The following is a 24,151-nucleotide window of genomic DNA, read 5'->3' on the forward strand; positions in this document are numbered from 1 at the left end:
ACATAGAACTATTCCCGTTCCAACGCCAAGCCCGGTAAATATCCCACCACCGAATATTGTTACGAGCCATAACCAAGCGAATTTACTTCTCCGGAACCGATAAAGAAGTAACTCTAATCCAATGAATACAACGGTAACACTAAGCGCAATAAACATTGACCATATTGCATTGAATTCAAATCTACCACTTACCGCTGAACTGAAAATAAGAAATAAGTAATAAATAGTAAATACCGAACCGATACTTGCTGTTACTATCATGCTAATCTTCAAGGCGCGTTCCGGTTTGGTTATTGCGGTTAAAATTATTCCTATTCCAAAACTGACTCCGGCAATAACCCAGAGGATAGAAACCTCATCGGGAACTATTTTAGATTTCAGCATCGAAATTCCCGTAAGGAATATTGCAATTCCAGCCATGAGCAAACCAAGGTCGATACAGAGTTTCGCGATAAATGTTATCTTTTTAAATTTTAGTTTATATAGTAACCAAATTAATAAGCCGTTTCCAGCAAGAAATCCGGCAGTAACTGGAGAGTACATCATAACCACAATAAGAGAAATGGCTATGAATGAGAAAAAAATTAGCCTACTAATTTTAATTTGCCGAAGATATAAACCTATGAGTATTAGCCAGATGATGATTAATACTAAAAATGGTTTTGGATATATCAGAAATGGTCTGCCGAGATAAAATGTACCAAGCTCATTTGCGAGCAGTCCAACTCCCAAAGCTATTAGTAATATTATAAAACCGGTTAACTTCGATTTAGTCATAGATTATCGAGCGTTCGATAACTCGAACGAGTTCTTCTAAGGTAGTTATACCTTGTTTAACCTTTTCGATGCCATCGTCAAGAATATTCTGCATCCCATTATTTCGTGCGGTTTGTTCCAGTTCTTGTGTTGTTGTTTTCGACAACAGTAGCTGACGGATAGATTCGTTCGGAATCAACAATTCGCTTATCGCAGTCCTGCCGAAATAGCCGGTATTCGCACAGGCATCGCATCCTTTACCATGGTATAACTTCATTGAGGTTAAACAATTAAACGCGGGTATATCATTGACCAATTGAGAACGATATTCTTCTTTACATTGTTCACAGATTTTACGAACCAGCCGTTGTGCGAGAATCCCGCTCACTGATGAAGCTAATAGATACGGTTCAATGCCCATCTCTAATAAACGGATATAGACTTCCGTTGCGCGACCAGAATGGACGGTGCTAATTACCAGATGGCCGGTTAATCCTGCAGAAATAGCAATCTGTGCCGTTTCGAAATCCCGGATTTCGCCGACAACGATTACTTCCGGATCTTGTCGAAGAACCGAGCGTAATCCTTCCGCAAAAGTTAACCCGAGTTTCGGTTTAACCTGCGTTTGTGCCGCAAACCCCAAATCGCATTCAACTGGATCTTCGATCGTAAGAATATTTTTCATCTGTTGGTTCTGTTTATGGATATACCGCAATGCGGAATAAATCGTAGTAGTTTTTCCACTTCCAGCGGGACCGGTTAATAAAATCGTACCACGCGGTTGAGTAAACAATTGTTCTAATTGTTTGAGAGTTTGAACTGAGAACCCTAACTCTGCGAGATGCAATTGATGTTGTGCGAAATCGAATAATCGAATAACCGCTTTTTCCCCGTGAATGGTCGGAATAATAGAAACCCGTAAATCATGGTGCGGATTACCGTCATTTTTCCAGACTAACCGCCCGTCGAATGGCGTGTCTCGTAAGTATACCGGAAGTTGTGCTAGAACTTTAATCCGAGCAACTAATTTAATTCCGATATCTAGATTAGTCTGGTTAACCTGATGTAAAACGCCGTCGCGACGATAGAGTATTCGATACCCATTCTGATGCGGTTCTAGATGGATATCACTGGCACGCCAAGCATACGCTTGCGCAATCAATTCATCAACGAGCTGACTTGGTTTTTGGGGTGTATCTTGCAGGTTGAACATGTTATCTAATGAAATTGATTATATTGAATAACGGTAAAAACATTGCGGTAACAAAAAATGCGACCATAATCCCAATGATAATGATTACTAACGGTTCGAATATTGCGGTAGCTACCGCGATACTCGATTCAACTTGCGTATCGTAATAATCCGCTAGATGGTCAAGCGTTGATTCCAGCGTTCCCTTACCTTCGCCCATTGCAATCATCCAAACCATCGTTTGCGGGAATACTTCCGTTCCCGCTAATTTCTGCCCGAATTTTTCTCCTTCTTCAACCTGTTGTTTAACTGCTAAAATCGCTTGTTTAACCGCCTCGTTAAAGCTCGTATCTGCGGTTAATCGCAACGCTTCTGGCAGAGGAACCCCGCCACGAAGGAGACTGCCAAGAGTCCGAGTGAACCGAGCTGCTGCAATTCTGCGCGTAACAATACCGGTTAACGGCAGATTTAATAAGACCCGGTCAATCATAAATTTTCCCTTTCTGGAGCGGATAATCCCAGTTGTATAGTAAAGCATTAGCAATATGATTATTCCAGTTATAAATCCACCGAGATAATAGAAAAATCTTTCACCGATAGTAAGCAGTAACGAACTAATCCAAGGCAAATTTGCGCCAAGTTCCATAAATACCATTTTAAATCGCGGAATAATTCCTATAAACCCAATGAGAATGATATCTAATAAAATTAATATGCCAACTACTGAAGGATAGGCTAATGCGGCGCGAATCCGTTTATTCAGTTTATACGTCCGGTCAAGATAATCCCCAAGCTGGTCTAAGATTTCTTTTAATGCATTTCCCTGTTCACCGGCAGCAATTAATCGGCAGTAGTATTCAGGAAAATATCGGTCGTGTTTCCCTAATGCTTGAGAAAGCGGCGTTCCTTCATCAATCTGTTCTTTAACCTCAGTTAAAGTTCGGCCGAACGCTCGCCCGTTCATTTCTTTCGCCATAACTTCAAGCGTCTGGCTGACCGGTAATTCCATGCTTACCGCTGCAGATAAATGGCGCGTGAATAATATCAATTCATCGTTAACGAACCGTGAACCTTTTGTATTCAGCATAATATTTCCCTTTCTCCGCATTATTTATTCTTATGTAAAGATGGCATTCTTAACAAGTTTCGGTTTTTCGTTTTCCATTCTTCTATTGATTCTACGGGCCGGTTAACCAGATATCTCCGTCGCTCGTGGTTCCATTCGTTGGGTCATAAGAAATATACCTATGCGGTATTGTTAATGTATTATAATCGAGGTCGAAATCCGGTCCTAAACTATTGATAAGATACCAGCTATTCCCACTAAATGGATTTTCTTTCGAAACCTCGCCTTTTTTCGGTGCTAGTTGTAGATAATTGAGATATCCATATCCGCCGAACCGGTTATCTACCGGTAACGGTTTTTTATTCTTAACATCGTAACCTACGAAACGGTTTTCGCGAAGTTCCGGAAACTGGAATTGGTCTTTGGGTAAACTCGTCATATACGCAATCGGTGTCGTTAACGGAATTAAATCTATATCGCTCAATAATCCTTTTGTATGGTTTAGTGGATACGTTGTTCTATCTGCAAAATAACTCTGCAGTGCAAGCATCAGCATTTCCTGTTCAGCTCGAGTGCGCGAAACTTTCGCGCGGGTTCGTGCTGCGAGAAAATTGGGAATAGCTATTGCCGTTAAAATCCCAATTATGCTGGTGACGATGATTAATTCTATCATAGTAAATCCGGTTATTTTCTTCATCCGAACCATACATTATCCTCCTAAACCATTAGTTATCTATCTCATAAACATATTTGGTTTCAGCGATTCGCTTTTCTAAAAAAACGAAATTGATTCGAATCAGAATTTGACGCGAACGATTTGTTTGATTTTCCCAAATGAAAAACCAAAATAGTTATGGTTACGGCACAAACGAACGCGGTTACCCAACTTGGTTGTGAAACCACCATCGTTTTCAACCAAAGGATACATTGGTGCAGATAGTTTGGTTTCGGTTTTTGTGTTAACCGTGCAGTTAATGTGGTATGGAATTTCTGCCAATCAGATTCGGTAGGAAGGTTAACTTCCGCAACTTCTGTTCGAATGTATCCTAGAACATCTTGCATCGTAGATACTTCTTCGCGACATTGCTTGCAGGTCAAGATATGCCTATTGAACTTCAGCAATTTGCTCGGCGTCAATTCCCCAAACAGGTATTCCGGAACCAGGGTTTGATACCAGCGACATCGGCGCATAGGGTAATTCTCCTTTCTGAAGTTTTGCGAGTTCTTTCCGCATTTTTCGTAGCGCATGGAATACATTCGATTTAACGCTTCCTTCTGAGCACGATACCGATTCCGCAATTTCTGATATCGGCATCTCGTAAATAAACCGTAGGATAAATACTAACTGCTGTTGTTTTGGCAATTTTGAAATTGCATACGTTATCTGCTGGTTAAGTTCTTTAGTTTCCATTTGGTTTCGCGGATTCCGACTTAAATTGTGCGTCCTGAGTCCACCAGTTTCATCTGCGTTCTGATTACAATTATTGGCAGTTTGTTTACTCCATTTCCGGTAATTATCTATCGCCTGATTAACTGCAATCCGAATTAACCAAACCCGAAATCGGCTGGTATCATCTAACGTCGCTAATGAAATATATGCTTTAATAAATGCTTCCTGCATAACATCGAGTGCATCTTCCGCATTTCGGACATAATAATATACGATGCGGTATATCTCATTGCGGTATCGGTTAACCAATTCGGAAAAGGCGAGATGGTCGTGTCGGGTTTGACATCTCGTAATCAATTCAGTATCAGAAAGATGAGATAACGTTTGCATGTATATTCCTTTCTGAATACTAGACGAATCAGGACAGGAAAAGGTTTAATGGATAAGCAACAAATCACCTAAGAATAATAAAAAACGAACTCAGAACGGTAGAACGACCGGACTAAAACCCTTCACAACTGCAACTAAGCTTACATTCTAACGTTTTTTCGTTCATCCGTTCTGAGGTCATTTTATAAATTCTTATACAGAGGAAATTTCTGGCAGAGTTGTCTAACTTCGTCTCGAATTTTCGCTAATGCAGGTTCATTCGTTCGATTCTCAATAGCACGGTTAATAAACTCGGCGATTAATTCCATTTCCGGTTCTTTCATTCCGCGCGTGGTTACGGCTGGAGTCCCGATGCGAATCCCACTAGTTATCGTTGGTTTTTGGGTCTCAAACGGGATAGTATTCCGGTTAACGGTTATTCCAGCGACTCCTAATATCGTTTCAGCTTCCCGTCCGGTAATCCCTTTATTCTGCAGATTGACGAGCATAAGATGGGTATCGGTTCCACCGCTCACCAATCGGTATCCCCGCTGGAGTAATCCTTTTGCTAAAGCTTGCGCGTTATGCACGATCTGCTGTTGATATACCTTAAACTCTGGTTGCAGTGCTTCTTTGAATGCGACCGCTTTTGCGGCGATTATATGCATCAGTGGTCCCCCTTGGATACCGGGAAACATCATTTTATCGATTTCTTTCGCATATTTCTCTTTACAGAGGATAAACCCCGCACGAGGGCCTCGTAGTGTTTTATGTGTCGTTGAAGTCACGAAATCAGCATACGGTACTGGGCTTGGATGGAGACCAACTGCAACTAGACCAGCAATATGTGCCATATCTACCATAAAATATGCGCCGACTTCATCAGCAATTGCGCGGAATTTAGCGAAATCAATAATTCGCGGATAAGCGCTAGCTCCTGCTAGAATCAATTTCGGTCGATGTTCTATCGCCAAGGAGCGTACCGCATCATAATCTATGGTTTCGGTGTCGGGTCGAACCCCGTAGGAGACTATTCGAAAAAATTTTCCCGAAAAGTTTACCGGACTCCCGTGGGTTAAATGCCCACCGTGACTAAGTTGCATCGCGAGAATTGTATCGCCGACATTCAGCATCGCAAAATATACCGCCATATTCGCTTGGGAACCGCTATGCGCTTGAACATTCGCGTGTTCTGCATTGAAGAGTTGTTTTGCGCGGTCAATCGCTAATTGTTCCACAATATCAACATATTCGCAGCCACCGTAATATCGTTTCGCAGGATATCCTTCGGCGTATTTATTGGTTAAAACTGAACCCATTGCTTCCAATACTGCGGGACTAACAAAATTCTCTGATGCGATCAATTCTAAATTATTCTGCTGCCGACTGATTTCATCCCGAATCGCTTGCGCTATTTCTGGGTCAACGGCTGGTAAACTGCTTCCAAACATAGTCTCATAACTCCTTTATTGAATAAAAAATCTAATGGTAAGGTAAAAAATAAACCTTTAACAATAAATACTCATTGTTATTTGACATAGTTTGTGTATTCATATTTGGTTTCAATCTGGCGGATTTTATCTATTCTCCGCTGGTGTCGTGCTTCTTCGCTAAACGGCGTGGTAAGCCAAGTTTCTACAATTTTAATCGCTAAATTATGGTCAGTGCCTCTTCCTGCTAGACATAATACATTCGCATTATTATGGGTTCGTGCGGTTATTGCCATTTCGATCGAAGTACATAACGATGCGCGAATCCCTTTAACCTTATTCGCTACGATGCAAATCCCAATTCCTGAACCACAAACCGCTATCCCATAGGTGTATTCTTTCCGAGCAACCGCTTCTGCTACCAAGAGTCCATAATCTGGATAATCAACCGACTCTAGTGAATAACATCCGAAATCGCGATAGGGATAGTTATGTTGCTCTAACCAGATTTTAATTTTTTCTTTCAATTCAAACCCAGCATGGTCTGAACCGAGTGCTATAGATATTGCCATAGTTTAATTCCTCACGTAAAATATTCAGCGACAAAATTTAATAAACATCGTCGAATTTCATCAGCACACCGCCGATATGTTTCGAGCGTTCCGCCAATCGGGTCTTCAATATCCAGATAATTCTTGGTATCAACCGCAAATTCTCGGACTAACCTGACTTTTCCGTTCGCTTCCGGAAACATACTCTCGATATACTCTTTATGATACTGTTCCATTGCCAAAATGATATCGGAATTTTCGATTAACGATACGGTTATTGGACTCGATTTATGACCGGAGATATCTATTCCAAGTTCGCGCATTACTTTAATCGCATTCGCTGACGCAGTAAATCCTGAACCTGCAGATATTCCCGCTGAACGAACCGTGACCCCGGTTATCTGTTTTTCGGCTAGAATCTGTTTGAGCAATCCTTCACCCATCGCACTCCGACAGATATTTGCAGTACACACAATTAACACTGATTTCATAGTAACAGTTACCTGCAATTTCCGTACCGTATTCGTTTTTTATTGAGTCTCAGCGATAACCCGATCGTCTTTGCGGTTAGCAGGGTTCGATGACACCCAGTATTTCCCGCAGTTGCGCTACGGTTATTTCTCCTTCGCGCAACACTTTCGGTGGTTCAGCGGTTAAATCTACCACCGTTGATGGTTTCCCGCTTCCGCAGATGCCAGCGTCAAGAATCAAATCGACGCTATCGCCTAATTCCGCAATGACCGCTTGGGCATCAGTATGACTCGGTTGTTGCGAATGATTTGCGCTCGTACTGGCAAGCGGTATCCCTACCCGCTCGATTAACGATAAAATTAATGCGCTCTGCGGTATCCGAATGCCTACCGTTTCAGTCTGTGCAGTTACTAGCGTTGGTATTGATTTCCCGCATTTGATTATCACCGTTATTGGTCCCGGAGCATAGTTCCGGAATAATTGTATCGCTGAATCTGGCACATTCTCCGAACCGATAACGGCAACAATCTGTTCGATGCTACTAAAAAATACCGGAAGCGGTTTATCAAACGTTCTGCCTTTAATTTCAAAAATTCGTTTCACCGCAGAGTCATCGAAAACTGAACAGACTAATCCGTACACCGTTTCCGTGGGAACAACTACTACTCCATGATTCTGAATCGTTTGCGCCGCAAGTTCTACAATATTCGGATTGGGAGTTAAACAATTAACTTTGATAATCTGCATAGAATTCTCCTAACGACAAAAGAACTTAAGTACAGAAAAAATCAAGCTTATGTCCGCTCGTTTTTCCTAGTTACATTGTTGGTTTTTCCGGCTGTGCAATGAAGGTACTGATTTTAGTAAACAAATAGTCGTAGGTCTGGTTAATCCGTTTTTCTGCAACTTCTAAACTATTTATCGGCAACGGGAATTCGCTGCGTAGTTCGATGAAAAGATACTTCAAATCACGGAACCACGGCTCGATTCGGAAATCAAACGTATCTTCGCCTTTTGGCGAATTAAACCGTAACCCAATTCCAGCAAATGGCCGGTCTAACACCTGCAGTTCTTCCGGTGTAATTTTTAAAAACCGCTGATGGATAAACTCTGAAGCATTGGTCTCTTTATCGCAATCCCATATTCCACGGAGCGTTACCACCTGTAGGAAAAAAACCGGAATAGCATATTTCGCTTGCGTCATTTTTAAAATATCGAGTACTTTCTCTTTATAAATCTGGATATCCGCTTGCAGGTTCTCTTCCTTAAATTGGATTCGATCGCGTAGGATATGGCAGACCGAGATATCCTGCTCCGAGAACACCGCACCGTTCTGAATCAATGCAAACGTCGAATAATGATAGCGTTGATTGACACTACCATACAGTTCCGTCAAGTTCGTTTTATCCATTTTCATTATCGGCGGATACACTGTTTCTAACGCAAAATAGATAGTTCGTAATAATTCAGGATTCATAATAAATGAGCTCCACCACGGAGAACGCCGCAGCCGCTATTGTTTGCATTCTCTGCGTTCTTTACGCTCTCTGCGGTTAGGTTTATGTTTTGTTATGATGCAATTTTTCTAATTTCCGTTTCTGATATATTATAACCAATCTTAAGATAAACCAATAACTCAATGCGGTTCCAATAATCGTTACGATAGTTATCCCAATAAGATAGGGAACGATAACATCTTTTCCAAACCATTCAATGACGCTGCTTTGTTTCATCACGAGAAACGGGTTCTGAAGCCCCTGCCCGAGTAGAAAAACTCCGAGCGTATAACTCACGGCATAAACAAACGGCGAGGTAAACGGGTTCATCACCAGCGTGCCGAGAATTGAAGCGACGCGATTCCGTTTCAAAATCGTGGCTAAAAACGGCGCGAGAATTAACCCTATCCACGGCGTTGGAAATAACCCGATAAACACTCCGATGGCGAACCCGCCAGCAATTTTTTCCGGCGTATCCTTCAGACGCAGGATTTTTAAATAATGGAGTTTAATCCACCGTTTAGGTTGACATTGTAGTTTCGAATATTTCATTTGTTTAATAGATAATATCTCAAAAACCGAGTCAGTGCAAATGGTATTTTTCGTATTTCATGGTCTTGGGATACTCTGGAGTTGAATGAGAATTGAACGGTTCAATTCTCATTGCACTCCCTATGTTCTCCCAAGAGCAAATCATTTTACTTGACAGCGTGCCGAGTTTTCGGGTATGATTTTACGTAAAGATACCTTGCTTGACGGTTGACCCTGGATTCGTTATGCCGAAAGAAACGGAATTATTAAACGATTTGGTGCGGATAAATCTGCTGTTCGATTATTATGGCGAGTTGCTAACCGAGAAGCAGAAACAATTTTTAACCATGCATTATTTTCAAGACCAATCGCTGCCGGAAATTGCCAGTCAGTTTATCAATCCGGAAAATAATAAACCGTTAACCCGTCAAGCGGTATTCGATTCGATTAAACATGCAATAGAATCGCTCGAAGAATATGATCGGAAACTCGGCTGGATTAACGAGGATATCCAACATAAAGAGAAACTGAAAAGGATTTGCGACCAGGTGCATAACCTTGCGCAACGATTGAGAACCGATGATATCATCTACGATACGCATCGGATCGTACAATCGCTTCGTGAAATAGAAGGAGAATTGAAGCAGTTGATCGGCGAATCGGAACCAGAAGAAACCGAATAACCTTATTCCAGCGAAAGACTAACTAATTTTTCTTCGCGGCATTAGCCGCTGGTAGGTAACCTTCAGGTTATTGTTATTTCTTCGAGGTACATAGGATAGGCTAAGTAGAGGGTTCCCCGATTGAAACACGAAACGGAGATAAGCTATATAATGTTTGCTATGTAGGTGAGGTATGTTTGAAAGTCTAACGAATAAACTGGAATCGGTTTTCAAACGATTGCGTGGAACCGTAACGCTGAATGAAAGAAATATCGCGGATGCAATGCGGGAAGTTCGGTTAGCATTGCTAGAAGCGGATGTGAACTTTAAGGTTGTTCGCGATTTCACCGAACGGGTTAAATCTCGCGCAGTCGGTCAGGAAGTTCTGCAGAGTTTAACTCCAGCGCAGCAGGTGATTAAAATCGTTCATGAAGAGTTAATCGCATTAATGGGCGGCAGGACGGAAGTTGGTGCCAGCGGTATTTCGCCATTAAACCTTTACCCAGATAAACTCAATTCCATTATGCTGATAGGACTTCAAGGTTCTGGGAAAACCACTGCCTGCGTTAAACTCGCAAAACATTTCCGCAGTAAAGGGTATCGACCGATGTTAGTTGCAGCGGATATTTATCGTCCGGCAGCGATTAAACAGTTGGAAACGTTAGGGAAACAAATCCAGGTTCCGGTGTTCTCGGTAGGTACTGAGGTTGCTCCGCCGAAAATCGCAAAAACTGCAATTGCATCTGCGCATGAACAGAATTATAATTTGGTTATCATTGATACCGCTGGTCGGTTGCATATTGATACCGAATTAATGCAAGAGTTGCAAGAGATGAAATCTAGTATTTCACCGAATGAAATCTGGTTAGTATGCGATGCAATGACTGGTCAGGATGCGGTGAATGTCGCCCAGCAGTTTCATCAGGAGATTGGAATAACCGGCGTTATTCTGACCAAAGTAGATGGCGATGCGCGCGGTGGCGCAGTGTTATCAATTCGGGCAGTAACCGGAGCGCCAATTCGGTTTGTCGGCGTTGGCGAAAAACTAGACGACCTCGAATATTTCCATCCGGAACGAATGGCATCGCGAATCCTCGGAATGGGCGATGTTCTAACCTTGATTGAAAAAGCGGAAGCGACACTCGATGCGAAAAAAGCTAAGGAGATGGAAGAGAAACTGCGGAAAGCAACGTTTACCTTAGAAGATTTCCGTGAGCAGTTATTATCCGTTCGCAAGATGGGGTCGTTAGAATCGTTATTCAGTATGATTCCGGGAATGGGCAAAATCAGCGACCCGGCATTGATGCAGCAATCGGAACAGGAGTTGAAAAAAATCGAAGCAATCATCAATTCGATGACGCCGGCAGAACGACGTGACCCGCAGATTATCAGCGGGAGTCGCCGGTTACGAATTGCGAAAGGTAGCGGCACTTCGGTGCAGGATATTAACCGGCTATTGAAACAGTACGAACAGATGCGAAAAATGTTTAAACAATTCGCATCCGGTGGAAAACACATGCCGAAATTAGGCAAAATAAAATTCGGGTTTTAAATCTTTACACCAAAATGAATAAAGATGATAAAAAATATTTATGGTACTAGGTACGTCATACTTCGTACTTATAACAGGAGGTGAGCGCTTTGGCAGTAAAAATCAGGTTACGGCGGGTTGGGAAAAAGAAAAAACCGTCATATCGGTTAGTGGTAACTGATTCACGGTCACCGCGTGACGGGCGGTTTATCGAAATTGTCGGCATATATCAGCCGTTAACCAACCCTGCGGTAACAAAAGTAGATACTGAACGGATACTCTACTGGTTAAAAAACGGAGCGAAACCGTCGGATACGGTTCGGAGTATTTTAGTTAAAACCGGCGTGATGAAACAATTTCAGGAAAGTAAATCAGCAAGTAAAAAAGAACCTACGATTGTAGAACCGGCAGCAATTGAACAGAATCAACCAACCGCAACGGCTTAATACTCCTTGGATTGCATAACTTGGCAATCTAAGGTATTATTAAACAAACGGTGGCACTAGAGAGAATACCGAGACAACTTAACTGAAGCAGATTCAGTAGAATCCAAACTTTGATTAAAGTTTCGGATTACGCTAGTAAAAATCGAGACGGAGGTAACGTATGGACGTGAAATTGAAAGATTTAGTTGAATACCTTGCGAAAGCATTGGTTGACCATCCAAACGAAGTTAAAGTCACTGAAGTTGAAGGTGAACAAACCACTATCTATGAACTGAAAGTCGCTCCTGGTGACATTGGGAAAATCATCGGAAAACAAGGGCGTACTGCCCGCTCAATTCGTACCATTCTCTCAGCCGCAGCGGCTAAACAGAAAAAGCGTGCGGTAATGGAAATTATTGAAGAAGGCAAATAGGGTCGGTGTTCAAATCTAGTGCCACCGATGTATTATCCGAATTTCGTTCCATGATGCATATTGATATCCTGACATTGTTCCCTGGCATTTTCACTGGACCGTTGCAGGAAAGTATCCTGAAAATTGCACAGGAAAAAAAGTTGCTATCAATAACCTTAGTCGATATTCGGGAGTTCTGTTCTGATAAACATAAAACTGCAGATGATGAACCGTATGGCGGCGGACCGGGTATGGTAATAAAACCGGAACCGCTGACCGCAGCGATAGAATCGCGATTAGCAAAATATCCGGATGCAGAATTGATTTTTTTATCCCCGCAAGGGAAATTATTTAATCAGCAGCTGGCGCGCGAGTTGGCAAACAAACCCAATTTGGTATTAGTTTGCGGGAGATACGAAGGAATCGACGAACGGGTTAAACAGTTATTCAACCATCAGGAGATTTCGATTGGCGATTATGTATTGACTGGCGGAGAAATCCCGGCATTGGTGATTATCGATGCGGTGAGTAGACTATTGCCCGGGGTAGTAGGCAATCCAGAATCGGTTATTGCGGATTCGTTTTCTGAATGGGCAGGATTTGATTATCCGCATTATACGCGCCCGGCGGTTTTCCGTGGATTAGCTGTTCCCGAAGTATTAACCAGCGGCAATCACGAACGAATTCGGCGCTGGCGCAGAAAACAAGCGCTTAAAAAAACAAGATTAGTTCGTCCTGAGTTAATCAAGGCGGATTTGATGACCGCGGAAGATAAACAGCTCATTGCTGAAATTGAAGCTGAATTAAATGTAAAATAAACTATCATTGATACCATTGATGTCACCTCGGGTTTATGTTGCACTAGTGCATTATCCAGTTCGTAATCGCGAAGGGAAACTGGTTACCACATCAATTACGAACTACGATTTGCATGATATCGCGCGAACCTGTCGAACGTTTGGGATAATAAAGTATTATCTGGTTAACCCACTGGAATCGCAGTTGATGCTCGCGGAACGAATTGCGTTTTACTGGCAACACGGATTAGGTAGTCGGCTTATCCCCGACCGTAAGGAAGCATTCACGCTCGTTCGAGTTAAAGAAACGATTGAACAGGTTATCGCCGAAATTCAGGACGAAGAAGGTAGTAACCCGGTTCTGGTAGGAACGGATGCGCGAGAAATGCCGAATACCATTTCCTATTCAGCGTTACGAGGAGCAATGAATGAATCGTCCCGACCTTATCTGCTTATTTTCGGTACCGGTTGGGGAATAGAACAAACCTGGCTGAATTCTTTGGATTATCGGCTAGAACCGATTCGTGGTACCGTTGATGCATATAATCATTTATCGGTTCGCGCAGCGGTTGCGATAATTTTAGATCGATTATTAGGCGAACGTAAACTGGAGAAGTAGTATAATTCAAAATCTTAACCTAACATATAACCATATAAAACTATAATCTTGGTTTTTCTTAGTAGGAGGGATAACTATTCATTATGAAACCGGTAATAGCACAAATTGAAAAAACGTATCTAAAAAAAGGAAAGTTACCGGAATTTTCACCCGGCGATACCATTCGGGTATATTCAAAAGTGATTGAGGGTGATAAGGAACGTTCGCAAGCGTTTGAAGGAATCGTTATTGCGAAACGTGGTTCCGGATTGCGGGAAACGTTCACGGTTCGGAAAGTATCATTTGGAGTTGGTATCGAACGAACCTTCTTTCTCCATTCCCCGAATGTACAACGAATCCGGTTGGTAAGAAAAGGAAAAGTCCGTCGGGCTAAACTATACTATTTACGCGATTTATCTGGGAAAAAAGCGCGAATCACAGAAAAAATTTCTCAGGAGGTAAAACCGACATCTGATGTCACGGCAACTCCGCCTGCAGTTTCACCACCAAGTGAAACGAAAGAACAGACCACAACCTAACTGCGATTTTGAACAGCAGTATTATAATCAGGGATATCAGCGTATCGCTGGTATCGATGAAGCAGGACGTGGTCCGTTAGCGGGACCGGTGGTAGCGGCGGCGGTCATATTACCGGCTGAATGTTTATTACCGGGAATTAACGATTCGAAAAAATTAACCGCTAAACAACGGGACAAATTATACCAGTTGATTGTTGAACAAGCGGTCAGTGTCGGCGTTGGGATTGTTTCCGAAAAGGTCATTGATGAAATTAATATTCTACAAGCGAGTATTCAAGCGATGCTAATGGCAATAGAAAAATTATCAGTTCAGCCGGAATGCTTGTTAATCGATGCGGTAACCCTACCCGACTGTCCGCTACCGCAACAAGGCATTATTAAAGGAGACCAGAAAAGTGTTTCGATTGCTGCGGCATCAATCGTCGCAAAAGTTGTTCGCGATACTATAATGCACGATTATGAACGGCAGTATCCGAATTATCATTTCGCAAAACATAAAGGATACGCAACGAAACAACATATCGCTGAAATCAAGCAGTTCGGATTATGCGAAATTCATCGGCGCAGTTTTTGTACCGCTTATCTCAGTTGTGGGATACAATAATCGCAAGGTTCAAACGCACATCTGCGGATAACGATAGAATTGCTATCGGTAAATATGGCGAGCACGTAGCAGTGGAACATTTAAAAGAAAAAGGATTTCAAATTATCGCTCGGAATTGGCGATGTTTTTACGGCGAAATCGATATTATCGCGCGAGATAAAACGGAATTAGCTTTTATTGAAGTCAAAACGCGGCGGAATACCTGGACGGAATTTTGGTCGCCGGAATCAGCGGTTGATGAAAATAAACGGCGGCGATTACGGCGATTAGCGCAATGTTATATCGCCCGAAATCGGAATATTGCATTTACCGAAGTGCGATTCGATATTATCAGTGTCGTATTAACGCAACGAGCAAACGTAGATTCAATCACGCATATACCAGATGCGTTTTAAGTTAAAATAATAAGGAGAAGGTATGGCAAAACGACATAAATCAGCGTTAAAACAGTTACGAAAATCACTCAAGAATCGGGAACGTAACCGAAAAATTAAATCGCAGTTACGGAATGCGGTGAAAAAGATTGATGGGTTAGTTGCGGCAAAAGATATCGAAACTGCGAAATCAGTTTTAGCTAAAACTATTCCGATGCTAAATCGTGCCGCAACGAAAGGGATTATCCATAAAAATACTGCTGCGCGGTTAGTATCGCGCTTAACGAAAAGTGTGAATAAACTCGCTGCGTCAGCATGAGAAGTTGTTCCTCAGCTCGATGCATGACATGTAACTGTGTTACAACGGGCTATATTCTCGTTTCAATAGGTTCGGGGTAACATGAAACTGAGTAAAAAAATTAAACATAATGCCGTATATTGGCTGATTATCGGATGTAAAAAACTCGTACAATGGGTTCCGTTAAAGGTAGCTCTGGCTATAAGCAGTATATTCGCTACCATAGGATATTATATGGTAGCGAAAAATCGTAAGCGAATATTAACTAACTTAACGAATATATATTCGTCTCGGTTAAGCAAAAAGGAAATTAAATCATTAGCGCTTGCCACCTATCGACATTGGGCAAAAAGTATTATCGAATTATTGAGTATCGAGCATTGGACTCCGGAACAATTCAATCAAATTATTCAAATTGAAGGGCGCGAAAATCTTGATGCGGTTTGGAATGGACAGCAAGGGTTAGTTTGCGTTCTCGCCCATTATGGTAACTGGGAATTAGCTGGTGCTTATTTCGCTAAAGTCTGGCAAATACCAATCAATGTAGTTGGCAATGTATTATACGATAAAAAAGTTGACCGATTGTTGAACGAGTTGCGGGTAAAAGTAGGTCTGAAAATTTTATCGCGTGGAAATGCATTAAAAGCATCGTTAACTGCTTTGAAACAGAACGAGGTTCTTGCGATTATGGCAGATTACGACGCTGGCGGTAAAACAATGCGATTTCCGTTTTTAGAAAGCTCGATTGATTTTCCGGTAGCGTCGTTATATTTTGCATATCGGAGTAAGGTTCCGGTGTTGCCACTGTTTGTGGTTCGGCAAGATAATAATACACATCGGATTTGTTTTGAAAAGCCATTACAAAAAGGGCAATATCTGGAACCTGAAGCTGACTTCAAACATTTTGTAAGTCAATTTGTATCATTGATAGAAACCTATATCCGCCGTGCACCAACTCAATGGGCTTGGATGGAATAGGAAATATCATAACTTATGTTGCGAAGACTGTCGTGTTTATTGATAATGATATCGATTGATATGCAACTTGCGAGTGGATACGCGATATCTCATGAAATGACGCAAGGTTCAGCATATATAAATACTGAGGGATTGGTTTTGAAAGAGTATCTATCGGGTCAGGAACATCGTTCGCTACGAACGAAACGAGCGATTTTCAATCAAAAGGATAATATTGTAGAATTAATTGAACCGAATTTTTTCCTTTTTAATTCTCAGGGAAAGCCGATGTTAAGTCTCACGGCAGCGAGTAGTCAGGTTGATTTAAAGAATCAGCTTATTCAAATACAGGGTAATGTTCATGTTCGGTTAACCGACCAAACCGATTTTTATACAACCCAATTATTCTGGAATACGCGAGAGAAAACATTTTATACTAATGCGGCAATTAAACTTATTCGCGATAATCATCAAATCGACGGAAAAGGTTTAATTGCCGACGAGGCGTTTGAAAATATACAGATACAACAATTTGCAGCGAAACGAACGCTAAGCGTTCCTGCAACTCATACTACCAAACCGAATCAAGCGATTCAATCGAAAAAATGAATAAGATACGATTTATTTCAGGAATAGTAGCCATTTATATCATGCTAGTTTCTAGCGGGTATCCGCAGAGTTTGTCTGTCTCTACAACGGGGAAGCCTATCTTGAGCACAGACCAGCCGTATGAAATGTATGGCGACAAATTCATCTCTTCAGTGGTCAATAACCAGCGAATTTCAAAATTAATCGGCCATGCGAAATTAGTTCTCAAAAACGATAATATTACGGTTACCGCTACCGAAATCTGGTATCATTCAGATGAGAAAAAAATGCAAGCGTTCAAAAACGTGGTTATCGTGAAAGAAGATGCGGTTAATGGGAAAATCGTTGCGACTGCAGATATGATAGAATATTATGAAATAGCGAAAAAGGTACTATTAACCGGAGCACCCAAAGTGACACAGGAAAAAAATGAAATTAAAGGGGATTCTATCACTATTGAATTTGCTGATACGGGTGCTATAATAGAAATCGAAGGTAATGTTAACGCAATGATTTATCCGAGAACGAAAGAAACTAAATCGGTAGAATAACCAGTGTTTGGTTTTTACCGTTTTCGGAATAGTTTTAGTAAGAGCAAACTATGGCACATGAGTTAATGGATAAAGCTACCGCATATCAAATCTTACAGATTCCTAAAGAAGCGACTGAGGATGAAATTAAACATGCATATATTCAGCTGGTAAAAAAACATCCGCCAGAACTTGACCCGGATAATTTTATTAAAATTCGGAAAGCGTATGAGAATCTGAAAGACCCGGTTAAACGCGCTCGCGAAGATTTATTTACCTTCAACTTCATCCACGACCAATTCCGGTTCAGCGATGAAATGAAACAACCTACCCCACTCCAGCGAATCAATGAAGATATTGACGCATTATCTATGCAGTTAGAATCAGGCGCTGCGGATAGCGAAACCAAAAACCAATTAATTCTCGCGTATGCGAAACGCGCCTACGATTATGTAAAGAAAAAACTCTGGTCTGAAGCAATTCAGGATTGGGAAGCAATACGCAAACTAGATGAAACGAACGAAGATATTGCCCATAACCTGTTTTATGGATATAGCACAATGGGATATTATTATGGAGTGCACGAACGATATCAAGAGGCAATCCAATGTTGGTTAAAAGCTCTTGCCTTACGGGAAAATACCCCTGCCCTCTATCACAATTTAGCGATTGCGTATGATAAAATCGGCGATAAGGAAAATAGTGAAAAATATTGGCGCGAAACCTTGAAACGATGGGAAATGCGACTACGTGAAGACCCGGCGGATGAATATTTAAAAACCTGTATTGTTGAACTACATAAGTTTTTCGGTGGCAGACTGTTAAGTACCTCTCCAGATAAGAAAGCGAATATCGAAGAAGCGATTGCCGAATATCGGGAAGTATTAAAAATTTCACCGGATAATTTCCATGCCCAACTCCAGATAACCACCGCTCTTATGCAAGAGGGAAAATGGAATGAAGCAATTAAAGAACTTAACCAAATGCTTCGAGTTCATCGGGACAATCTTGAGGTACTCAATATGCTCGGCTGGGCATATTTGAATAGCGGGAAAGTAGACGAATCGTTTGCTGTCTGGAATCGTTGCATTGCGCTCGACCCGAAAAACCAAATGGCGAGAGATAATATTATCCGTGGACATTTAACCGTTGGGAAAAAACTACGCGAACGTGGATTATATAACGCAGCCTTAGTTCATTTCAAAAGTGTGTTAAAATATTTACCATCGAAACCGGATATTCATCTAGAAATCGGCAATACCTATGCAATGAAAGGAGATTATCGTTCTGCGGTTGCTTGCTGGCAAACCGTGTTACAGTTAGACCCGAAAAATAAGATTGCGAAGAAAGCAATTGCTGAAACCCGATTCCGCTAATGCATGCATTGAAATTGAAACGAGAACAGTTTGTTATTGACGAACCGAAAGAGCCAGTGATTTCTGAAGACCAGAATTCCCTAACCCAACCGAAATCTTATGGTGATTTAGTCGAAGAAATTTCGGCGTTACTGCGACAACAGCAATCTAAACAAAATAATCAATTTCAGCCGAGTGTTTCCCAGGCAACCGTTGATCCTATCATTGGTCTGGTTGAAGATTTAATTCCTATCCTCGATAGTTTTGAAAGAACCCTTGACTTAGCGAAGAGTTTCAGCGATAATGAGGTATTGTCAAATTGGATGAAAAATATTGAAGCGATATATCGAAAATTAAAACTGATATTATTTCGACTCGGACTCCGTGAAATCGAAAGTATCGGTCAACCAATTGATTATAATAAACATGAAGTAGTAGAATATCAGGAAACGAATGAGGTTCCGGAGAATACTATCATTGCAGAAAAACAACGGGGTTATTCATTCCGGGATAAAGTTATCCGGGATGCTAAAGTTGTTGTAGCGAAAAGAATTGCTCATTCTTAAAAAAAGGGGTATTTATATATGGGTAAGATAATTGGTATCGATTTAGGGACAACCACTTCGTTAATGGCGTTTATGGATAAAGATAAACCAGCGATTATACCGAATAATCTTGGAGAACGGATCACGCCATCGGTTGTCTGTTTTACTAAATCGGGTGAAATTCTTGTTGGGAAAAAAGCGAAAAAAGCTGCTATTATGAATGTCGGCAGAACGATATTTAGTATCAAACGGCATATGGGAACCGATTATCGCGTGAAAATCGATAACAAGTCATATACGCCACAAGAAATTTCGTCTATGATTTTACAGAAGTTGAAACATGATGCGGAAGAATATTTTGGCGAAGAAGTCAATCAGGCGGTGATAACCGTTCCGGCTTATTTTACCGATAAACAGCGCACCGCAACGAAAGATGCGGGCGAAATTGCCGGATTTAATGTTCGGCGGATCATTGATGAACCGACTGCTGCGGCGTTAGCGTATGGGTTGGATAAAGAAGAAGACCAGAAATTGCTCGTGTATGACTTCGGTGGTGGAACGTTTGACGTTTCCGTTATTGAAGTTATCTCTGGCGTATTCCAGGTATTAGCTATTCAGGGGAACACCCATCTCGGTGGCGATGATATCGATAACCGGATTGTGCATTATCTCGTGGAAGAGTTTAAGAAAAAAGAAGGAATAAACCTAGCAGAAGATGAAACTGCAATGTTCCGATTAAAAGAAGCTGCAGAAGAAGCGAAAATTGAATTATCAGAAGTGTTAGAAACCGAAATTATTTTGGATGCGATTGCCACTACCGAAAAAGGTCCCTTAACGTTAACCACGACGTTAACTCGGTCGAAATTAGAATCGTTGATTTACGATATTATTGAGCGAACGATTGAACCGACTCGGCAGGCGATTGAAGATGCGGGATTAACCCCAGCGGAAATCGACCGGGTTATTCTCGTTGGAGGAACAACTCGCATTCCGGCAGTTCAGCGGCTGGTAAAAGAAATCGTGAAAAAAGACCCGCATAAAGATATCGTTCCGGAAGAAGTTGTTGCGTTAGGTGCGGCGGTGCAATCGTTAGTTCTCGCACCGTTAGAAGGAGAATTAGAAGATACGCTAGCAGCGCGATATGGCAAGGAAGCGCCGGTAATCGTCCACTTAACTCCGTTTTCGCTCGGAGTCGGGCTAATCAACGATCAATTTGGCGTGCTTATCGAACGGAATTCAACCTACCCGACTGAAGCGAAAGATATATTTACGACAACGCGCGATTTTCAGGAAGCGATTTCATTCCCGGTGTATGAAGGAGAAAGTCCGATTGCTTCCGAGAATACGTTTCTTGATATGTTGCGAATTGATGGGATAACCCCAGCGCCGCGTGGGGTGCCTCGGATTGAAGTAACGTTCCGCATCAATCCGGATCGGATTCTTGAAGCGAAAGCAGTAGATTTAGCTACCGGAAAAGAAAAACAAATTACGGTTAAGGCTACCGATAGTCGGTTGACCGAAAAAGAGAAACAGCGGATGATTCAAGAAGCGAAAGCGCGTGTTGCCAAGATGCTCAAACAGCAGGTTAAAGAAACCGTGCAACAGGATGCGGAATCGTTAATTTTCCGAGCAGAAAAAGCGATTGCGGAAAGTGATGATTTTCTCGTTGAAGATATCGAAAATGCCATTAAAGAGTTAAAATCTGCGCTCGAAGGAAAAGATACGAGTAAAATCGAGTCGAAAATGGAAGTGTTGAATTCGTTACTGAACCGACTCGGGGAATCCGCTGGTTAACAAGGTTTATGGTGCTCAACCAGAAGTTTTGAAGTTTTGGAGTTGTGGAGGTTAGAACTTCATAATTTCAAAACTGCATAACTTCTTTTTTTATTCTATGCGCTGTCCTGTATGTTCGACAGAAAATCGTGATGACCGAACAGAATGTTATCATTGTCAGAGCGATTTAACGATTCTCCGGACGATAATCAATCGCGCGAAACAACATTACAATAATGCTCTCGAACATGCAGAACGTGGTCGGACTTCTGAAGCCATCGCTGAATTAAAAACAGCGCTTGAATTGAACTCGAGTCATGCGCCATCACATAATGTTCTCGGCACTCTCTATGCGAAAAAAGGGTTATACAAAGAAGCGATTGCCGAGTGGGAACGGGCGTTATCGCTCGACCCGACGTTAAAAAAATCGCATGAGTATATTCAGCAAGCGTTAAAATTTACCCAGAGGTCAAATTTAGCGAAAAGAGTCGCCCAATTAACCAATCTCACGTTTCTACTCGCCGGGTTATTGCTCATCTCGTGCAGTATCATATTGTATTTCTTCTATCTCGATAAGTTATATCAGAAAGGTCAGCACGCGTTCAATAACAACGATTTCCAAAGTGCATATACTATTTTCCATCAAGTAGCAAACAATAACATTTCAACGACGATGACGCAAGGCGCTCGATTAGCGATAGCAAAAATAGATGCACAACTACAAACTGCACTAACGAATATAGAACAGAAACGGTTACTGAAACAATACGAAGACGGCATCGCACTTTGTCTGCGAATGGAAAAAATCTCGTTACCGTCGGTTTGGCAACAGAAATTCAAAGAACAAAAACGGGCATTATTAACCGCGATACTCGAACGTGATTTACCCGGCGCACTTAATGTTTATTATCAAAAAAATGATTTTCAAGCTGCAGTGCAATCTGTCAACCAGCTTAAATCAAAATATCCTGATATTGGCAACTTACCAGAATATATCACTGCAGTAGCAAAACTGCAGAATGATTATTTATCCAAACAGATGCAGAATATCGAGCAACTTCAGCGACAGAAGAAATTTCAATTAGCTATTGAGTTCGCTCAGAGCATTATTAGCACCAACCCGCCAGAAGAATGGAAATTTAAATTGACGCAACTCGTTACCACATTGAAAAAAGAAAAAACGCAATCTGAATTTCAACAAATTCAATCCAGTTATCAAAATAAACGATACGAAATCGCGTATACGCTGTTGACCGCAATTGATGTTGCTGGATTAGACCCACCGCAACAAGTTTGGTTACATAACGAATTGCCCAATATCAAATCCGGATTAATCAAAGCATATTGGAAAGATATGAGCGAGCAGAGCGAATCAATCTTTAGCCAGAATTTAACAGCGGATTCCGCGCAGGGAATCATAAAAAAAGCAGACTTTATCGTTCGTGCTGCGCCGGATGCGCAATTTGCGGATGACGCGTTATATTTTAAAGGATTAGCGCAGGAGCAATTGCGACAATGGAATAATGCGATTGCGAGTTATCTGCAACTCAATAAACAATTCCCGAAAAGTTCTTTGGTACCTGATGCGTTATACCGCATGGGATTCTGCTACGAACAACTGAAACAATCTGATTCCGCACTCGCAACCTATCAGAAACTAATTCAGCTTTATCCTAAAGGGAAATATACCAGTTTAGCAAATGCAAGAATTAAAGCGGTACAGAAGCTATCGAAAGAACTGAAAAGCGGTAGAACTGAAAAACAAAAGTAATCTCACCATTAGAATCCACCATAAATGGCTGGCTACATTCACTCATCCCTTCGAGATTAACAAATAGCCCTGGTAAGGGCGATTGAGATTAGCCCAGCATGAAATGCTGGGGAAGTGGTATGAGAAAAACCGTTAGTCCCGCTCGGAACAGCTGAATACATGATCATTATCGAGACGTGAAATTCAATCGTCCCTAACGGGACTTGCGGATACGGGGTTCACGGGAACCCAGCCATAAATGGCTGGGCTAGTCTCAATCATCCCTAACGGGATTAATAAAATGCTATTCATTTGGCATCCCCAGTAGCTATGAATGGCTGGGCTAGTATAACTCATTCCGTCGTGATTAACAAAATGCCATTCATTTGTGGTATTCTCAGCGGCTAGGGAATGAATGGGATTAGCAAAATGCATGGGATACGGAAGCGGAATCTATTGAACTAATCTACCAATTATTTTCTTCTTTAGTAACTTCGGTGAAATCCTCGATACTCCCGATATCTTTCCAATATTCGGTTATTTCGTAGAGAGAAATCGGTTTATTTTCAGCGATAATACGTTGAATGACCTCGGTTATATCGAGATAATCTTGACCGGAGATATAGTGTAACACCGCTGGACTAATCACATATATCCCTGCGAGAATCTGCAAGTGCAGGTTCGGTTTTTCGGTGATGTGCAATAACTTTCCGTTCTTAATTTCAGCGACACCGAATGGAATTGGGAACGATTGGGTTCGAATAGCAACCGTCATGAAGGAATCGGGGTGGTGGAGATGGTAGTCATAGAGCTGTTTGAAATTCGTTTTCGTTAAAATATCGCCGTTGATTAATAGCGCAGGTTCATCGAGCCAATCCCGCAGTTTTCCCAATCCGCCAGCGGTACCGAGTCGTTGTTCTTCAACCACGTAACGAATGGTTACTCCGAAATTTTTCCCGTCTTGGAAATAAGCGGAAATTAAATCGGATTTATATTCAGTGGTTATCGCAATATCGGAGAATCCGAACCGGTGCAATTGTTCGATAATAATCTGTAGAATCGGTTTCCGCCCGACCGGGAGCAACGGTTTCGGAATTGTATGGGTAAATGGCTGGAGTCGAGTCCCCTGCCCGCCAGCCATAATGATTGCTTTCATAGAAA

At 41.7% G+C, this 24,151-nt stretch carries 28 protein-coding genes and 2 pseudogenes; 17 read left to right on the forward strand and 13 right to left on the reverse strand.

Annotated features, from left to right (window positions below):
- The 12 genes and pseudogenes from N3A72_06780 to N3A72_06835 all read right to left on the reverse strand — a co-directional run.
- A partial coding sequence (locus N3A72_06780; GenBank protein MCX7919299.1) for a hypothetical protein occupies positions 1-546 on the reverse strand: 546 nt, incomplete at its 3' end.
- Positions 547-769: 223 nt separating this feature from the next.
- Positions 770-1,969, reverse strand: a complete 1,200-nt coding sequence (locus N3A72_06785; GenBank protein MCX7919300.1) for a GspE/PulE family protein — start codon at positions 1,967-1,969, stop codon at positions 770-772.
- 1 nt (position 1,970) lies between these two features.
- The gene (locus N3A72_06790) at positions 1,971-3,035 is read right to left on the reverse strand and encodes a type II secretion system F family protein (protein ID MCX7919301.1); all 1,065 of its coding nucleotides are present in this window, start codon (positions 3,033-3,035) and stop codon (positions 1,971-1,973) included.
- 580 nt (positions 3,036-3,615) lie between these two features.
- Positions 3,616-3,711 (reverse strand): annotated as a pseudogene (locus N3A72_06795) (prepilin-type N-terminal cleavage/methylation domain-containing protein).
- A gap of 59 nt (positions 3,712-3,770) precedes the next feature.
- Positions 3,771-4,076, reverse strand: coding sequence for a hypothetical protein (locus N3A72_06800; GenBank protein ID MCX7919302.1), 306 nt, complete (start codon positions 4,074-4,076; stop codon positions 3,771-3,773).
- 43 nt (positions 4,077-4,119) lie between these two features.
- The gene (locus tag N3A72_06805) at positions 4,120-4,794 is read right to left on the reverse strand and encodes a sigma-70 family RNA polymerase sigma factor (GenBank protein ID MCX7919303.1); all 675 of its coding nucleotides are present in this window, start codon (positions 4,792-4,794) and stop codon (positions 4,120-4,122) included.
- Between the two features lie 182 nt (positions 4,795-4,976).
- Positions 4,977-6,224, reverse strand: coding sequence for a serine hydroxymethyltransferase (locus N3A72_06810; GenBank protein ID MCX7919304.1), 1,248 nt, complete (start codon positions 6,222-6,224; stop codon positions 4,977-4,979).
- Between the two features lie 77 nt (positions 6,225-6,301).
- Positions 6,302-6,775 carry a ribose 5-phosphate isomerase B gene (gene rpiB, locus N3A72_06815; GenBank protein ID MCX7919305.1) on the reverse strand — a complete coding sequence of 158 codons (474 nt, stop codon included), beginning with the start codon at positions 6,773-6,775 and terminating at the stop codon, positions 6,302-6,304.
- Positions 6,776-6,786: 11 nt separating this feature from the next.
- A complete protein-coding gene (locus N3A72_06820) occupies positions 6,787-7,245 on the reverse strand; it encodes a low molecular weight protein arginine phosphatase (protein ID MCX7919306.1) in 459 nt (152 codons plus the stop codon).
- A 76-nt stretch (positions 7,246-7,321) separates the two neighbouring features.
- Positions 7,322-7,972 (reverse strand): L-threonylcarbamoyladenylate synthase, encoded by a 651-nt coding sequence (locus N3A72_06825; GenBank protein ID MCX7919307.1) that lies wholly within the window; start codon positions 7,970-7,972, stop codon positions 7,322-7,324.
- 70 nt (positions 7,973-8,042) lie between these two features.
- The gene (locus tag N3A72_06830) at positions 8,043-8,702 is read right to left on the reverse strand and encodes a hypothetical protein (protein ID MCX7919308.1); all 660 of its coding nucleotides are present in this window, start codon (positions 8,700-8,702) and stop codon (positions 8,043-8,045) included.
- An 82-nt stretch (positions 8,703-8,784) separates the two neighbouring features.
- Positions 8,785-9,273 (reverse strand): DUF2062 domain-containing protein, encoded by a 489-nt coding sequence (locus tag N3A72_06835; GenBank protein MCX7919309.1) that lies wholly within the window; start codon positions 9,271-9,273, stop codon positions 8,785-8,787.
- A 224-nt stretch (positions 9,274-9,497) separates the two neighbouring features.
- Between N3A72_06835 and N3A72_06840 the strand changes: the two genes are divergently transcribed.
- The 17 genes and pseudogenes from N3A72_06840 to N3A72_06920 all read left to right on the forward strand — a co-directional run bounded on the left by N3A72_06840 (position 9,498) and on the right by N3A72_06920 (position 23,011).
- Entirely contained in the window at positions 9,498-9,935 is a 438-nt protein-coding gene (locus N3A72_06840; GenBank protein ID MCX7919310.1) for a hypothetical protein, read from the forward strand.
- 172 nt (positions 9,936-10,107) lie between these two features.
- Entirely contained in the window at positions 10,108-11,466 is a 1,359-nt protein-coding gene (ffh, locus tag N3A72_06845) for a signal recognition particle protein (protein MCX7919311.1), read from the forward strand.
- An 89-nt stretch (positions 11,467-11,555) separates the two neighbouring features.
- Positions 11,556-11,816 (forward strand): annotated as a pseudogene (gene rpsP / locus N3A72_06850) (30S ribosomal protein S16).
- 235 nt (positions 11,817-12,051) lie between these two features.
- Positions 12,052-12,303 (forward strand): KH domain-containing protein, encoded by a 252-nt coding sequence (locus N3A72_06855; GenBank protein ID MCX7919312.1) that lies wholly within the window; start codon positions 12,052-12,054, stop codon positions 12,301-12,303.
- A 50-nt stretch (positions 12,304-12,353) separates the two neighbouring features.
- The gene (gene trmD, locus N3A72_06860) at positions 12,354-13,100 is read left to right on the forward strand and encodes a tRNA (guanosine(37)-N1)-methyltransferase TrmD (GenBank protein MCX7919313.1); all 747 of its coding nucleotides are present in this window, start codon (positions 12,354-12,356) and stop codon (positions 13,098-13,100) included.
- Between the two features lie 19 nt (positions 13,101-13,119).
- Complete coding sequence (locus tag N3A72_06865; protein ID MCX7919314.1) at positions 13,120-13,698, forward strand: RNA methyltransferase; 579 nt, start codon at positions 13,120-13,122, stop codon at positions 13,696-13,698.
- Positions 13,699-13,781: 83 nt separating this feature from the next.
- A complete protein-coding gene (rplS, locus tag N3A72_06870) occupies positions 13,782-14,216 on the forward strand; it encodes a 50S ribosomal protein L19 (protein MCX7919315.1) in 435 nt (144 codons plus the stop codon).
- Complete coding sequence (locus N3A72_06875; protein MCX7919316.1) at positions 14,152-14,820, forward strand: ribonuclease HII; 669 nt, start codon at positions 14,152-14,154, stop codon at positions 14,818-14,820. Before rplS ends, N3A72_06875 begins: the two co-directional genes overlap by 65 nt.
- The gene (locus N3A72_06880) at positions 14,805-15,215 is read left to right on the forward strand and encodes a YraN family protein (protein MCX7919317.1); all 411 of its coding nucleotides are present in this window, start codon (positions 14,805-14,807) and stop codon (positions 15,213-15,215) included. The genes N3A72_06875 and N3A72_06880 overlap by 16 nt, the downstream gene beginning before the upstream one ends.
- 22 nt (positions 15,216-15,237) lie before the next feature.
- A complete protein-coding gene (gene rpsT, locus N3A72_06885) occupies positions 15,238-15,513 on the forward strand; it encodes a 30S ribosomal protein S20 (GenBank protein MCX7919318.1) in 276 nt (91 codons plus the stop codon).
- 81 nt (positions 15,514-15,594) lie between these two features.
- Positions 15,595-16,470: a lysophospholipid acyltransferase family protein gene (locus N3A72_06890; protein ID MCX7919319.1), complete on the forward strand. Its 876-nt coding sequence runs from the start codon at positions 15,595-15,597 to the stop codon at positions 16,468-16,470.
- A 45-nt stretch (positions 16,471-16,515) separates the two neighbouring features.
- Entirely contained in the window at positions 16,516-17,058 is a 543-nt protein-coding gene (gene lptC / locus N3A72_06895; protein MCX7919320.1) for an LPS export ABC transporter periplasmic protein LptC, read from the forward strand.
- Positions 17,055-17,588 (forward strand): hypothetical protein, encoded by a 534-nt coding sequence (locus tag N3A72_06900; protein ID MCX7919321.1) that lies wholly within the window; start codon positions 17,055-17,057, stop codon positions 17,586-17,588. The genes lptC and N3A72_06900 overlap by 4 nt, the downstream gene beginning before the upstream one ends.
- A gap of 50 nt (positions 17,589-17,638) precedes the next feature.
- Positions 17,639-18,943, forward strand: a complete 1,305-nt coding sequence (locus N3A72_06905) for a tetratricopeptide repeat protein (protein ID MCX7919322.1) — start codon at positions 17,639-17,641, stop codon at positions 18,941-18,943.
- Positions 18,943-19,488, forward strand: a complete 546-nt coding sequence (locus N3A72_06910; protein ID MCX7919323.1) for a nucleotide exchange factor GrpE — start codon at positions 18,943-18,945, stop codon at positions 19,486-19,488. Before N3A72_06905 ends, N3A72_06910 begins: the two co-directional genes overlap by 1 nt.
- 18 nt (positions 19,489-19,506) lie before the next feature.
- Positions 19,507-21,261, forward strand: a complete 1,755-nt coding sequence (gene dnaK, locus N3A72_06915) for a molecular chaperone DnaK (GenBank protein ID MCX7919324.1) — start codon at positions 19,507-19,509, stop codon at positions 21,259-21,261.
- Positions 21,262-21,358: 97 nt separating this feature from the next.
- Positions 21,359-23,011, forward strand: coding sequence for a tetratricopeptide repeat protein (locus tag N3A72_06920; GenBank protein ID MCX7919325.1), 1,653 nt, complete (start codon positions 21,359-21,361; stop codon positions 23,009-23,011).
- Positions 23,012-23,456: 445 nt separating this feature from the next.
- On the opposite strand, the gene N3A72_06925 is transcribed toward N3A72_06920, so the two are convergent.
- The gene (locus N3A72_06925) at positions 23,457-24,146 is read right to left on the reverse strand and encodes a sugar phosphate nucleotidyltransferase (GenBank protein MCX7919326.1); all 690 of its coding nucleotides are present in this window, start codon (positions 24,144-24,146) and stop codon (positions 23,457-23,459) included.
- Between the last annotated feature and the right edge of the window lie 5 nt (positions 24,147-24,151).

It is taken from the genome of bacterium, from assembly GCA_026416715.1.
Classification (GTDB): domain Bacteria; phylum UBP4; class UBA4092; order JAOAEQ01; family JAOAEQ01; genus JAOAEQ01.